Origin of the sequence: Bradyrhizobium sp. 23, from assembly GCF_023073295.1 — a bacterium.
Taxonomy (GTDB): Bacteria; Pseudomonadota; Alphaproteobacteria; order Rhizobiales; family Xanthobacteraceae; genus Bradyrhizobium; species Bradyrhizobium canariense_D.
The window spans coordinates 104,241-116,723 of the sequence record NZ_JADPJF010000158.1 but is presented as its reverse complement, the minus strand read 5'-3'; the positions used below and the strand labels follow the sequence as shown (position 1 = coordinate 116,723).

General features: G+C 65.1%; 13 protein-coding genes and 2 pseudogenes. 5 read left to right on the top strand and 10 right to left on the bottom strand.

Annotation, left to right across the window (positions count from 1 at the left end):
• Positions 1–671: pseudogene (locus tag IVB32_RS41660) on the top strand (hypothetical protein); the annotation flags it as partial.
• Here IVB32_RS41660 and gmk read toward each other — a convergent pair.
• The 9 genes from gmk to IVB32_RS41615 form a co-directional block, all read right to left on the bottom strand.
• On the bottom strand, positions 604–1,263 hold the full coding sequence (gmk, locus tag IVB32_RS41655) for a guanylate kinase (protein WP_018459113.1): 660 nt from the start codon (positions 1,261–1,263) through the stop codon (positions 604–606). The pseudogene IVB32_RS41660 and the gene gmk sit on opposite strands and share 68 nt — an antisense overlap.
• A gap of 3 nt (positions 1,264–1,266) precedes the next feature.
• Positions 1,267–2,154 carry a YicC/YloC family endoribonuclease gene (locus IVB32_RS41650; protein WP_018459114.1) on the bottom strand — a complete coding sequence of 296 codons (888 nt, stop codon included), beginning with the start codon at positions 2,152–2,154 and terminating at the stop codon, positions 1,267–1,269.
• A 118-nt stretch (positions 2,155–2,272) separates the two neighbouring features.
• Complete coding sequence (gene mltG / locus IVB32_RS41645; protein WP_204510990.1) at positions 2,273–3,547, bottom strand: endolytic transglycosylase MltG; 1,275 nt, start codon at positions 3,545–3,547, stop codon at positions 2,273–2,275.
• Positions 3,548–3,672: 125 nt separating this feature from the next.
• Complete coding sequence (fabF, locus tag IVB32_RS41640) at positions 3,673–4,938, bottom strand: beta-ketoacyl-ACP synthase II (RefSeq protein WP_026233736.1); 1,266 nt, start codon at positions 4,936–4,938, stop codon at positions 3,673–3,675.
• A gap of 108 nt (positions 4,939–5,046) precedes the next feature.
• A complete protein-coding gene (locus tag IVB32_RS41635) occupies positions 5,047–5,286 on the bottom strand; it encodes an acyl carrier protein (protein WP_006020277.1) in 240 nt (79 codons plus the stop codon).
• 307 nt (positions 5,287–5,593) lie between these two features.
• Positions 5,594–6,331: a 3-oxoacyl-[acyl-carrier-protein] reductase gene (fabG, locus tag IVB32_RS41630; RefSeq protein WP_026233737.1), complete on the bottom strand. Its 738-nt coding sequence runs from the start codon at positions 6,329–6,331 to the stop codon at positions 5,594–5,596.
• Positions 6,332–6,433: 102 nt separating this feature from the next.
• Positions 6,434–7,393, bottom strand: coding sequence for an ACP S-malonyltransferase (gene fabD / locus IVB32_RS41625; RefSeq protein WP_247368403.1), 960 nt, complete (start codon positions 7,391–7,393; stop codon positions 6,434–6,436).
• 187 nt (positions 7,394–7,580) lie between these two features.
• Positions 7,581–8,606, bottom strand: a complete 1,026-nt coding sequence (locus IVB32_RS41620) for a fatty acid desaturase family protein (RefSeq protein ID WP_247368405.1) — start codon at positions 8,604–8,606, stop codon at positions 7,581–7,583.
• Positions 8,607–8,609: 3 nt separating this feature from the next.
• A complete protein-coding gene (locus tag IVB32_RS41615; RefSeq protein WP_247368408.1) occupies positions 8,610–9,314 on the bottom strand; it encodes a TetR/AcrR family transcriptional regulator C-terminal domain-containing protein in 705 nt (234 codons plus the stop codon).
• A 343-nt stretch (positions 9,315–9,657) separates the two neighbouring features.
• Here IVB32_RS41615 and rpsF point away from each other — a divergent pair, with 343 nt between their 5' ends.
• The 4 genes from rpsF (at position 9,658) to rplI (ending at position 12,196) form a co-directional block, all read left to right on the top strand.
• On the top strand, positions 9,658–10,173 hold the full coding sequence (rpsF, locus tag IVB32_RS41610) for a 30S ribosomal protein S6 (RefSeq protein ID WP_085352909.1): 516 nt from the start codon (positions 9,658–9,660) through the stop codon (positions 10,171–10,173).
• 5 nt (positions 10,174–10,178) lie between these two features.
• On the top strand, positions 10,179–10,418 hold the full coding sequence (rpsR, locus tag IVB32_RS41605) for a 30S ribosomal protein S18 (RefSeq protein ID WP_007592020.1): 240 nt from the start codon (positions 10,179–10,181) through the stop codon (positions 10,416–10,418).
• A gap of 131 nt (positions 10,419–10,549) precedes the next feature.
• Positions 10,550–11,527, top strand: coding sequence for a hypothetical protein (locus tag IVB32_RS41600; protein ID WP_085395973.1), 978 nt, complete (start codon positions 10,550–10,552; stop codon positions 11,525–11,527).
• A 63-nt stretch (positions 11,528–11,590) separates the two neighbouring features.
• A complete protein-coding gene (rplI, locus tag IVB32_RS41595; RefSeq protein WP_007609316.1) occupies positions 11,591–12,196 on the top strand; it encodes a 50S ribosomal protein L9 in 606 nt (201 codons plus the stop codon).
• 37 nt (positions 12,197–12,233) lie between these two features.
• Here rplI and IVB32_RS41590 read toward each other — a convergent pair.
• A pseudogene (locus IVB32_RS41590) lies at positions 12,234–12,483 on the bottom strand (PaaI family thioesterase); the annotation flags it as partial.

Genomic DNA, 12,483 nt, shown 5'->3' with positions numbered 1-12,483 from the left:
CCCCTGCTCCGATGGCTCTGGCCGCAGCAGACAGCACCGCCGACAAGCAGACCGGCTCGCTCCAGATGCTGCTGCTCGTGATCGGCGGCGCGCTGGCGCTTGCCGGCATCCTCGCCAGCGTCATCTACCGCTTCGCCGGTGGACGCATGCGCGTCCAGGCCGCCGACCAGCGCCGCGTCAACTGGGACAATTTTGAGCCGCACGATCACGACGATGGCCGTGCACCCTGGCTCAACGCTGCGCCCGCCGGCGCGCCGCACGCTTGGCAGCCCCGCCCGGTGGATTTCGATGCCCTGCGTCCGCAGTCAACCCAGCTCAAGACCGCGCAGCTCGCCGCGATCGATCGCGAGATCGATGTGATCGACGAGCTCGCCCCGCAAGCGCAAGACCAGGTCCACGTCGAGGCCGCAGAGCTCGACGAGGCCGATATCTTCAACGGAGAACTCCAGATCGAGGCCGCACCGCAGCTCGCGGCCAACGACGTGAATGACGAAGAGCCGGCCGGCCATGACGACGCGGGAGTCGAGAACGCCATCGACATCGACGTGATCACGACGATGCTGGAACGGTTGGCGAAGGACGGGCCGCGGCTGACGCAGCCTACTAGCCTTGAAGTTGACCTTGCAGACCTCGCACGAAGCCCACGAGGCCGGTCTGCCGCTCGCGCTTGAGGCGTTCGGCCTTCAGGATCGACTGCACCTCGGCGAAGGCCTCGTCAACGTCGTGGTTGATGACGATGTAGTCGTACTCGGCCCAGTGGCTCATCTCGTGGCTGGCGCGGCTCATGCGCTTGCGGATCACCTCGTCGGAATCCTGCGCGCGCGAATGCAGCCGCTTCTCGAGATCGGCAGCCGAGGGCGGCAGGATGAACACGCTGACGACGTCGGCGCGCGCCTTCTCTCGGAGCTGCTGCGTGCCCTGCCAGTCGATGTCGAACAGCACGTCCTGCCCGGCTGACAGCGCCGCCTCGACCGGCGCACGCGGCGTGCCGTAACTGTTGTCGAACACGGTCGCCCATTCCAGCAGCTGGTCGGCTTTCACCATCGCGCCGAAGGTAGCCTTGTCGACGAACGAATAATCCCTGCCGTCGACCTCGCCCGGCCGCATCGCCCGCGTGGTCGCCGACACCGACATTCGAAGGCCGGGCATACGGTCGATCAACATGCGCGACAGCGTCGTCTTGCCCGCGCCCGACGGCGAGGACAGCACGAACATCAATCCGCGCCGCTCGACACCATCAGTTCCGTGACCGCCAATCGTCATCGATCACTCCAGATTCTGGACCTGCTCGCGGAACTGCTCGACCACGTTCTTCATGGCGAGCCCCGTATTGGTCAGCTCGATGTCGTTCGACTTCGAGCAGCAGGTGTTGACTTCGCGGTGAAACTCCTGCGCCAGGAAGTCGAGTTTGCGCCCGACCGGGCCGCCCTTGCCGATCAGCTCGCGCGCCTGCGCGATGTGCGAGGCGATCCGATCGAGCTCCTCGCGGATGTCGGCCCTGGTCGCAATCAGGATCGCTTCCTGCATCAGGCGGTCGGAATCAAAACGGTCGGAGGTGTCGAGGAGGCTCGCGATCTGCTCGGCGAGCCTGGCCTTGACCGCCTCGGGCTTGCGACCGGGCGCGGCCTCCGCCTTCTTCGCCAGCTGCTCGACCTCGTCGACGCGCTGGATCAGGATCTGCCCGAGCGAGGTCCCCTCACGCTTGCGCATCTCGACGAGTTCGGCGAGCGCCTTGTCGAAGGCATCCGCGGCGGCGGCGCGCGCGGCCTTGTCCTCCTCCTCGTCGCCCTCGGGCTCGGCGACCTCAATGACCCCCTTGATGGCCAAAAGCCCGTCGACGCTCGGCGCGACCGCATCGACCTTGCCGGCGATCACGGCGGCGGCCTTGAGGACGGCGTTGAGCACGTCCTCGTTGACGCGGACGCTGGTGGCTGCATTGGCCCGCTTGACGGTCAGATTGGCGTAGACGGTGCCTCGTGAGAGCAGCTCGGCGGCGCGCTTCTTGGCATGAGCCTCAAGCTCGTCGAATCCCTGCGGCAGCCGCACCCGCAAGTCAAAGCCCTTGGCATTGACCGACTTCAATTCCCATTCGAACGTATACGGCCCGCTCGCGCCGTGGCTTCGGGCAAAGCCGGTCATGGACGACAACGCCATCAGGTCAATTTCTCCAGAAGCACGGGATTCGCGCGGCCATCAAGCCACGCGAATCTTAAGACTATTTTGCAGGAAAATGTAATCCGCAAAGTCCCGCGGGGCAGGTCTACGCGCAGGCCTAGCGCTGCACCACCGGGGGCGAGGCCTGCACCGCGCCTTGTCGGGCCGGCGGCGGACCCGCGGGGCGAGCGGCCGGCGGCTTCTTCTGCTGGTTGGGGCGTGCCGGCGTCGTCGCCGTCGGCGTATCGGCGGCGCCGGGCGCGGCGCCGGCCGGCGGCTGCGCGTCCTCGGCCGGCTCGACCGTGTCGTTCTGGATCTGCTTTTCCATGGCGCGCAGCTTGGCGACGTTCTTCTGGTGCGCGTCGTAGGTCTCGGTAAAGGAATGCCCGCCGGTACCATCCGCGACGAAATAGAGGTCGCGGGTACGGGCCGGGTTGGCGGCAGCCTCGAGCGAGGCGCGGCCGGGGTTGGAGATCGGGCCCGGCGGCAGGCCCTCGATGACATAGGTGTTGTAGGGCGAAGGCTGCGTGATCTCGCTGCGCTTGATCGGACGGCCGAGCGTGCCCTTGCCGCCGACGAGGCCATAGATGATCGTGGGATCGGACTGCAGCTTGATCCTCTGCTTCAGGCGATTGACGAACACCGCGGCGACACGGCTGCGCTCGTCAGGCTTGCCGGTCTCTTTCTCGACGATCGAGGCCAGCGTCACCAGTTGCTCCGGACTCTTGACCGGAATGTCCTGATTGCGGCGCTCCCAGATCTCGGTCAGCACGCGCTTGTGCGCCTGCTGCATGCGCTGGATCACCTGATCGCGCGGGGTGCCGCGCGGGAACTTGTAGGTCTCGGGCAGCAGCGTGCCTTCGCGCGGCAGCTCACGCACGCTGCCGGTGAAGATGTCGTTGTCGGACAGGCGCGCCACGATCTGCTCGGAGGTGAGGCCCTCCGGAATCGTCACGGCATGCTGCACCACCTTGCCCTCGACGATTGTGGCAATGACGTCGCGCAAGGACGCGTTCTTCTGGAACGAGTATTCACCGGGCTTGAGGTCCGAGCTCGCCTTCAACGCAGCGACGCTGGCAATGAACGCCCACGGATTGACGTCGGTCACGCCTTCCCGGTTCAGCGTCTCGGCGATGTCGCGCTTGCCGGCGCGCTGCGGGATGTTGACGATCTTGTCTTCCTTCAGCGGTCCCGGCGCCTCGAGCACCTGCCGGCCGTAATAGTACACGCCGCCCGCACCGATCATTGCAATCAGCAGCAGGGTGATGATGGCGTTGCCGACGATCACGAACGGATTGCGCGCGCGGTCCGATCGCTTCGGCGGCGGCGGGACCTGCTCGGGCTCGAGCGCTGCCCGCGGGCTCCGGGGCGAAATGGGCGGCCTTTCACTCATCGAAGCAACCTGAATCCTGCCGGTTCAAATGCGACCCGACAATCGCTTGTCTGGCCAAGTACACGCGCCCACTTGTATGACTATCGCCGAATACGGCAAAACGGTGGATTCGTCGCAAACACAAACTATTGGACCGGACGCCGGAAGATCACCGACGCGTTGGTACCGCCAAAACCGAAAGAATTCGACAACGCGACGTTGACCTCGCGCTTCTTCGCCTTGTGCGGCACGAGATCGATCGCAGTCTCGACCGATGGATTGTCCAAGTTGATGGTCGGTGGCACGACATTATCGCGAATCGCGAGAATGGCGAAGATCGCCTCGATCGCGCCAGCCGCACCCAGAAGGTGACCGGTCGACGATTTGGTCGAGGACATCGCGACCTTGGAAGCGGCATTGCCGAGCAGACGTTCGACCGCACCGAGCTCGATCTCGTCACCGAGCGGTGTCGAGGTGCCGTGCGCATTGATGTAGTCGAGATCGGACGCGGTGAGGCCGGCGCGCTTGAGCGCTGCCGCCATGCTGCGGAAGCCACCGTCGCCGTCGGGTGACGGCGAGGTGATGTGGTAGGCATCGCCCGAGAGACCGTAGCCGATCACCTCGGCATAGATCTTCGCGCCGCGGCGCTCGGCGTGTTCGAGCTCTTCCAGGACCAGAACGCCGGCGCCCTCGCCCATCACGAAGCCGTCCCGGTCCTTGTCGTAGGGACGCGAGGCCTTCTCAGGCGTTTCGTTGAAGGCTGTCGAGAGTGCACGCGCGGCGTTGAAGCCGGCAATGCCGATGCGGCCGATCGGCGATTCCGCGCCGCCCGCAACCATGACGTCGGCATCGCCGAGCGCGATCAGGCGGGCGGCATCGCCGACCGCGTGAGCGCCGGTCGAGCAGGCCGTGACCACCGAATGGTTCGGCCCCTTCAGCCCATGCTTGATCGAGACATAACCGGAGGCGAGATTGATCAGGCGGCCCGGAATGAAGAACGGCGAGACCCGGCGCGGCCCGCGTTCCTTCAGCAGGACCGCAGTCTCGGCGATACCGTTGAGGCCGCCGATGCCGGATCCAATCATGGTGCCGGTGGCGCATTTATCCTCTTCGGTCTCGGGATGCCAGTTGGCATCGTCGAGCGCCTGGCCGGCTGCGGCCATGCCGAAGATGATGAAGTCGTCGACCTTGCGCTGGTCCTTCGGCTCCATCCAGATGTCGGGATTGAAAGTGTCGTTGGTGCCGTCGCCGCGCACGACCGTGCAGCCGATCTTGGTCTGAAGATCGGAGACATCGAAGCTCTCGATTTTGCGTGCGCCGCTTTCGCCGTCGAGGATGCGCTTCCAGGTCGGCTCGACTCCGCAGCCGAGTGGCGAAACCATGCCAAGACCCGTAACGACAACCCGCCTCATGTCCGAAAACTCCGCATCGAAAGATTCACGGCCAATAACAAGAAACCGGCTGACCGCTGTTGGGCGGTCCGTCCGGTTTCAATGTTGTCCCCGCGAAAATGAAGAGCGTTAGCTCTTCGCGTTCTTCTCGAGAAACTTGGTGGCGTCGCCGACGGTGAGAATCGTTTCCGCGGCATCGTCCGGAATCTCGCAACCGAATTCCTCTTCGAACGCCATCACCAGCTCGACGGTGTCCAGACTGTCGGCGCCGAGGTCGTCGATGAAGCTCGCAGCGTCGACAACCTTCTCGGGTTCAACACCAAGGTGTTCGACCACGATCTTCTTAACCCGCTCGCCAATCTCACTCATTGCATAACCTCGTGTTGTTCCCTGTAGACCCGACCCCCCGGGACGATACGAGCCGTCGTGGTCGTTGACTGCCTTCGCTTACGAACTTTGATCTGGCCCCATCCTAACCGATGCAGGCCCGGCGAATGACGGCCAAGGCTCCGCATCGCCAATATACAGGGTTTCAAAAACCTGCAATGGCGTTCTTTGCCCATCCGTTGAAGGTCCGGTTATCATACTTCAATTGCGTTGACTACAAGCCTCATTTCGCTCCGGAAACGGCCGTTTGCCGCATTCGGCTGCCCAAGGGGCGGTGCGGCATGAGGCGTCAGATCATGGCCATGCCGCCGTTGACGTGGATGGTTTGGCCGGTGACATAGGCCGCTTCGTTCGAACTCAGGTAGACGGCGGCCGCCGCGATGTCCTCTGGCGTCCCCAGGCGATTGGCCGGAACCTTGGTCAGAATCGTTTCGCGCTGCTTGTCGTTGAGCGCATCGGTCATCGGGGTCTTGATGAAGCCGGGAGCGATGCAGTTCGCGGTGACGCCGCGCTTGGCGTATTCGGCACCCAGCGTCTTGATCATCCCGATCAGGCCTGCCTTCGACGCAGTATAATTGCCCTGCCCCGGGTTGCCGGTGACGCCGACCACCGAAGTGATGGCGATGATGCGGCCGAAGCGCTTGCGCATCATCAATTTGGTTGCGGCGCGGGCAAGCCGGAAGGTCGAGGTCAAATTGATGTTGATGACCTCCTCCCAGTCCTCGTCACGGAGCTGCACGAAGAGATTGTCGCGCGTGATGCCGGCATTGGCGACGAGGATGTCGACCTGTCCCATCGCCGCCTCCGCACCGGGCACCAGCGCTTCGACCTCCTCGACTTTGGAGAGATTGCAGGGCAGCACATGGGTGCGCTCGCCGAGCTTGCCTGCAAGCTCATCCAGCACTTCCTTGCGCGTCCCCGATATCGCGACGGTGGCGCCCTGCGCGTGCAGCGCCTGCGCGATCGCGCCGCCGATGCCGCCGGTTGCGCCGGTGACGAGCGCCTTTTTGCCAGTCAGATCGAACATCGATAACTCCTCCAAGGCACGATCCGGAAACGCGCGCAGCGGTTTTCCGAAAGGGTCGTGCGTCAACTGTAGAACTCGCGCGCGACGACGAATTATCGCGCTTCAGGCCTGCTTGGCAGCAGCCAATGCATCTTTGGCAGCAGCAATGTCGTTGGGACCGCCGACCGCAACGCCGACGGCACCGTCTGCGATACGCTTGACCAGGCCCGTCAGCACCTTGCCGGCACCGATCTCAAAGAAACGGGTGACGCCCTGCCCCGCCATATAGGCAACCGACTCGCGCCACCGCACAGTGCCGGTGACCTGCTCGACCAGGCGCCGGCGGATCTCGTCGGGATCGGTGATCGCGCTCGCCAGCACATTCGACACCAGCGGGGCGGCCGGCGCCTTGATCGTGACCCCGGCCAGCGCCTCCGCCATTGCGTCGGCAGCCGGCTGCATCAGTTTGCAATGGAACGGTGCGGACACCGGCAGCAGCATTGCTCGCTTAGCGCCCTTGGTTTTGGCGATCTCGACGGCGCGATCGACCGCAGCCTTGTCGCCGGAGACGACCACTTGCCCGCCGCCATTGTCGTTGGCGGCTTGGCAGACCTCTCCCTGAGCGGCCTCCTCCGCCACCGCCACGGCGGCCTCGTAGTCGAGGCCGAGCAGAGCGGCCATCGCACCGACGCCGACCGGCACAGCTTTTTGCATTGCGAGACCGCGGATGCGAAGCAGCCGCGCCGTCTCGGAAATCGTCAGGCTGTCGGCCGCGGCCAGCGCCGAATATTCGCCGAGCGAGTGGCCGGCGACGAAGGCCGCATCCCGCCGCACGGAAAACCCGGCTTCGGCCTCCAGCACCCGCAGGGTGGCGATAGACACCGCCATCAGGGCCGGCTGGGCGTTTTGGGTGAGCTGGAGGGTTTCAGCCGGACCATCCCAGATGGTCGCCGTCAGCTTCTCCCCCAGCGCGGCATCGACCTCGTCGAACACGGCGCGCGCCACCGGAAAGGCATCGGCCAGGGCCTTGCCCATGCCGACCGCCTGGGAACCCTGCCCCGGAAATGTGAATGCTGCCGTCATCGGCGCTCCCTGCTTGTCGGGCGTGATCCCTGCGAGAACCGGCAGCCGATGACTCGCGGCCTTAGGCCATGGTTCCGGATCAAGCTCCAAAGGGGGCCGTAGACACTGTCCGGGGCCGGAATGTCAAGCCAAGATGGGAACTTCGATCAGCCTTCGACTGGCAGCCTTCAACCGGAGTGACGGGTTCCTAGAATCCGCCAGCCGTCTGGTTGGCATCGACCTCGGACCCCGCCTGCGCACGGCGCGCGCTGTTGACCAATTGCCCCGGCCGGTCATCGCGGTTCGGCTTCGCGGTCGCAAGCCGCAGCACGGCGGCGTAACTCGGTTGCACCTCCATCCGGCCCGCATGCCGGCTCTCACTCAGCAAGCGGTGCACCTTCGGCAGATTGTAGCAGGGCACGTAGAACAGGAGATGATGTTCGAGGTGGTAGTTCACGTAGTACGGCGCGATGAACAAGCGCTCGAGGAAATTGGCATAGGTGGTGCGGGTATTGCGCAGGGGATCGTTGCTGTCAGGTACGACCGCGTGCTCTGCGATGTTGCGGATGCGGGTGATGACCATCATCCAGGTCAGGAGCGGCACCAGCCATAGCAGCGGATAGGCCCACCACACGCCGGCCGCCGTGAGCGCTGCGAACATCGCGCCATTGACCAGACATTGCGGGCCAAGCTTCTCCCACAAATGCGCCGCGCGCTGCCGCGATGGCCAGTCCTTCGGCCCGAGCGCGTTGAGCAATTGCGCCTTGCGCTGCTGGTAGCCGGTCTGCCCGGTGAGGTCGCGAATGAACTTGCGGCGATAGCTCAGCTTCGTGATCGGAAACGGCGCCGACAGCACGAGATCGGGATCGTCCTCCTGCTGGGTGCGCGCATGGTGCTGAAGGTGATAGCGCCGATAGCTGCGCGTCTCCGCAAACAGAGGATAGGCGCAGAACCACTGGCTTAGGGTCAGATTGGTCTTCTCGTCGGGGGACAGGCAGCCATGCGCGCCGTCATGCATGAGGATCGCGAGCCCGAGCTGGCGCGAGCCGATGATGGCAACGGCGAGCACATAAGTGATCGGATTGGGCCACCACGCGACCAAGGCGATTGCCGCGATGATGAGCGCCCAGGCGTGCGCGATCAGCGCGACGCCTTTCCAGGTCACGCGCCGGCGCACGTCGGCAAGTTGCTCGTCGGTCAGGAAATCGCGGGCACGCATGCGAAGCGCAGTCATGGCCTAATCCTCCTCATTCGAATTGCTCGATGCGTCGCGCGCGTCGACGAGGCGCAGCCGCGCAGTGTCATCAGAGGATTTCGCCTGTTCGCCCAGCACGCGCAGCATCTCGGCGCACAGCGCCTCGGGCGAACGGCCCATGGCGTAGCCCTCAAGGATGACGCCGATGGCGACGGCCCAGAACCGCCGCGAACTCTCGTCGGGCGCGCGCAGGGAGCGCCAGCCGTGCCGCGCGACCTGGCTCGCATAGGCCCGCGCACCTTCACTGTGCAGGCGCTCGATGGTGCGCTCGACCAGCGGCGCGAGATCCTGGCGCCGCCGCGTCAGCGTCAGCGCCTCGGCGAAGAAGGCCACCGAATCGCTCGTCGTCACGGTCTCGGCCAGCGCGTGGGTATAATCCCGCGGCGCGCGCGCCTTCAGCGCCGCCTGCTCGGTCGCCCGCGCCAGATACAGCAGCTCGCGGCAGGCGCATTCGACGAACAGCGCCTCCTTGGTACGGAAATAATAGGTGATCTGGCTCGGGAACGCGTTCGCAGCGGCCGCGATGTCGGTGATCGCCGTACCCGACAGCCCCCGCTCCCGAAACAGCGGGCTCGCGGCATCAAGCAGCAGCGAGCGCATTTTGCGGCCGGCCGACCGCGTGGCGCGGGCGGCGTGTTTGGGATCGCCTGCCTCCTTGAGGGGCTCGTGGGCCGGCTTTTCTGCCATTGGAGTTCGCTCCGGTTGATTTATTTGTATGATATACAAACAAATAAATCAAGCCGGTATGATGGTCGGCGGCGGATCCGGCCGCCCGCATTGCGATCCCCGCGCCGAAACGGCGCCTGCAACCTTGCCAAGTCAGCCGAAATCCGTATAAGGCGCCCATCCGCAGACCCCGGCCGGGAGCTGAACGGACGGTCTCAGCAAATCATTCGTGATTTTGGTGTGGCAGGGCCAGTCGGCCCGTCGTCCCGTGTTTCCGCCTTCTGAGCTTAATCCCAGAGTCCTTTCCGAAGGCCTCTTAAGGGCTTGACGCCGGGCGATGCGCCAACATGAGGAAAGGACTTCCATGGCTCTCTATGAGCATGTTTTTCTCGCGCGCCAAGACGCGAGCACGCAGCAGGTCGAAGAGCTGACTGCGCAGATGACCGGCATCGTCGAAGGTCTCGGCGGCAAGGTCACCAAGACCGAGAATTGGGGCGTACGCTCCCTCACCTACCGCATGAACAAGAACCGCAAGGCGCATTTCGTGCTGCTCAACATCGACGCGCCGTCCGCGGCGATCGCCGAGATCGAGCGCCAGGAGCGCATCAGCGAAGACGTGATCCGCTATCTCAGCGTCCGCGTCGAGGAGCTCGAGGAAGGCCCGTCCGCGATGATGCGCAAGGCCGACCGTGACCGCGAGCGTGACGACCGTGGCGGCGGCTTCCGTGGCGATCGCGAAGGCGGTGGCTTCCGTGGCGACCGCGAGGGTGGTTTCCGTGGTGGCGATCGTGAAGGCGGCGGCTTCCGCGGTGACCGCGGTCCGCGCCGTCCGCGTGAAGACGCTGAAACCACCACCACCACCACGACGGATGGGGAGTAAGAACAATGGCTGAAGCTGGTGCACGCCGCCCGTTTTTCCGTCGCCGCAAGAGCTGCCCGTTCACGGGCGCGAATGCTCCGAAGATCGACTACAAGGACTCCAAGCTGCTGATGCGTTACGTCTCCGAGCGCGGCAAGATCGTGCCGAGCCGCATCACCGCGGTGTCCGCGAAGAAGCAGCGTGAGCTTGCCCGCGCCATCAAGCGCGCGCGGTTCCTGGGCCTGTTGCCCTACGTCATTCGCTAAGACGAATTCGGCCCGGCGGCGACATCGCCGCCGGGCCGTACGACCTAGTTTCTCATAAGGCTTCCGGGTCGTCCGGTCGCCGATGGTTGGGGCGAGATGCCTCTAACCGCTCGAAGGGAGCGGGACAGCTGATGATGGCCTTTGGACTGATAGCTCTGATCGCCGGCGCTGCGTCGGCCCTGATGTTCGCCTCGATCATTTCGGGCGCGCTGATCTCGCTCGTCCTGTTCTATCTCGCACCGCTGCCGCTGATGGTCGCTTCGATCGGCTGGGGACCGCTTTGCGCGAGCCTCGGCGGCATCGCCGCCGCGCTTGGCCTCGGCGCCCTGTTCGGCCTGCCCTATTGCATCGCCTTCGCCCTCACCGTCGCATTGCCGGCCTGGTGGCTCGGCCATCTCGTCCTGCTCAGCCGGCCGGTCGGAGCCGCCGCGCCGGAGCCCGCCGCCGAGCCGCCCACCGAGCCTGCGCTGGAGTGGTATCCGGTCGGCCGTATCCTGCTGTGGATCGCGGGCTTCGCCACACTGACCACGATCGCCGCGCTGCTCACGATCGGCACCGACGCGGAGACCATCACCGGCACGCTGCGCCGTGGCTTGATGCGCCTCCTCCGCGCCGCCGACCCGCAGAGCTCCGGCGAGACCGACCAATTCGTCGGCGCACTGGTGCGTATCTTGCCGGCGGGTGCCACCATCGTTGCGATGATGACGCTGACCCTCAACCTCTGGCTCAGCACCAAGGTGACGGCGACGTCGGGCCGGTTGCGGCGCCCCTTGCCGGACCTGATGACCGCGGAGCTGCCGCCGATGACGCTCGTGGCGCTCTGCGTCGCGCTCGCCTTCTGCTTCACCGGCGGACTGCTTGCGATCGCGGCGCAAATCGCGACGGCTGCGCTGATGATGGGGTACGCGCTGACCGGCTTTGCCGTGCTGCATACGCTGACGCTGGCGCTGAAGAGCCGCACCTTCTGGCTCGGCTCGACCTACGCCGTCGTCGTCGTGTTCGGATGGCCCGTCATCGCGATGGTGATCCTCGGCCTCGCCGATGCCGTGTTCGGCCTCCGCGAACGCTTCCTTCGCACGCGCCAGCCACCGCCGCTGCCGACCTCTTGAGTTCAAGTCCGAAAGTTCAAGTTCGAAATTCCACCTCACTCAACACATCAAAGGAGAACGAATATGGAAGTCATTTTGCTGGAACGCGTCAACAAGCTCGGTCACATGGGCGAAGTCGTGAAGGTTCGCGACGGCTATGCCCGCAATTTCCTGCTCAAGCGCGGCAAGGCGCTGCGCGCCACCGCCGACAACCGTGCCAAGTACGACGGCATGAAGGCCGAGCTCGAGGCTCGCAACCTTGAGTCCAAGGGCGAGGCGTCCAAGGTCGCCGAGAAGATCCAGGGCAAGAACATCATCGTGATCCGTCAAGCTTCGGAAGCCGGTCAACTGTTCGGCTCGGTCAACGTGCGCGACATCGTCGTGGCGTTCGAAGCCGACGGCGTTTCGCTGTCCCGCCCGCAGGTTCAGCTCGATGCGCCGATCAAGACCATCGGCAAGCACACCATCACGGTCGCCATCCACCCCGAGGTCGAGGTCGAGATCAGTGTCACCGTGGCGCGCAGCCAGGACGAGGCCGAGCGCATCAACCGCGGCGAGGACATCTCGAGCCGGAACGAAGACCGGGATGCTGCGGCCGAAGCGATCGCAGCCGCCGGCGAGTTCTTCGACCCGGAAGCCCTGCAGGACGACGCCGAGCCGGCGCCGGCCGCGGAAGAGACCGAGAAGTAAGCCTCGCGTTCGCGCAGGCTTTCGAAGCCCGGTCGCCTCAGGCGGCCGGGTTTTTCGTTGTGGCGGCACAATCCTCGCTCAGCATCGCGATCGACGCGAGCGCCGTCGCCGTATGGTCTCGACCCCGGCGCTGACGCAGAAAACGCCGGCTGCGGCGACGGAGACCTGACGGCCCGACTTGATCACCCTCGCCCGGCAGATCCGCTTCTCGCCGACCGCGGGCGACAGCAGATTGAGCTTGTAGCCAAAACGACGAAGGCCGCGCGAGAGCGCGGCCTTCGCATGTC

Excerpts from the sequence above, each read along its gene's own strand:
- mltG (WP_204510990.1), bottom strand. The coding sequence starts at position 3,547 with ATGAGTGAAAGGCCGCCCATTTCGCCCCGGAGCCCGCGGGCAGCGCTC.
- rpsR (WP_007592020.1), top strand. The coding sequence starts at position 10,179 with ATGGCTGAAGCTGGTGCACGCCGCCCGTTTTTCCGTCGCCGCAAGAGC.
- rplI (WP_007609316.1), top strand. The coding sequence starts at position 11,591 with ATGGAAGTCATTTTGCTGGAACGCGTCAACAAGCTCGGTCACATGGGC.
- fabG (WP_026233737.1), bottom strand. The coding sequence starts at position 6,331 with ATGTTCGATCTGACTGGCAAAAAGGCGCTCGTCACCGGCGCAACCGGC.
- fabD (WP_247368403.1), bottom strand. The coding sequence starts at position 7,393 with ATGACGGCAGCATTCACATTTCCGGGGCAGGGTTCCCAGGCGGTCGGC.
- fabF (WP_026233736.1), bottom strand. The coding sequence starts at position 4,938 with ATGAGGCGGGTTGTCGTTACGGGTCTTGGCATGGTTTCGCCACTCGGC.
- IVB32_RS41615 (WP_247368408.1), bottom strand. The coding sequence starts at position 9,314 with ATGGCAGAAAAGCCGGCCCACGAGCCCCTCAAGGAGGCAGGCGATCCC.
- rpsF (WP_085352909.1), top strand. The coding sequence starts at position 9,658 with ATGGCTCTCTATGAGCATGTTTTTCTCGCGCGCCAAGACGCGAGCACG.
- gmk (WP_018459113.1), bottom strand. The coding sequence starts at position 1,263 with ATGACGATTGGCGGTCACGGAACTGATGGTGTCGAGCGGCGCGGATTG.
- IVB32_RS41635 (WP_006020277.1), bottom strand. The coding sequence starts at position 5,286 with ATGAGTGAGATTGGCGAGCGGGTTAAGAAGATCGTGGTCGAACACCTT.
- IVB32_RS41620 (WP_247368405.1), bottom strand. The coding sequence starts at position 8,606 with ATGACTGCGCTTCGCATGCGTGCCCGCGATTTCCTGACCGACGAGCAA.
- IVB32_RS41600 (WP_085395973.1), top strand. The coding sequence starts at position 10,550 with ATGATGGCCTTTGGACTGATAGCTCTGATCGCCGGCGCTGCGTCGGCC.
- IVB32_RS41650 (WP_018459114.1), bottom strand. The coding sequence starts at position 2,154 with ATGGCGTTGTCGTCCATGACCGGCTTTGCCCGAAGCCACGGCGCGAGC.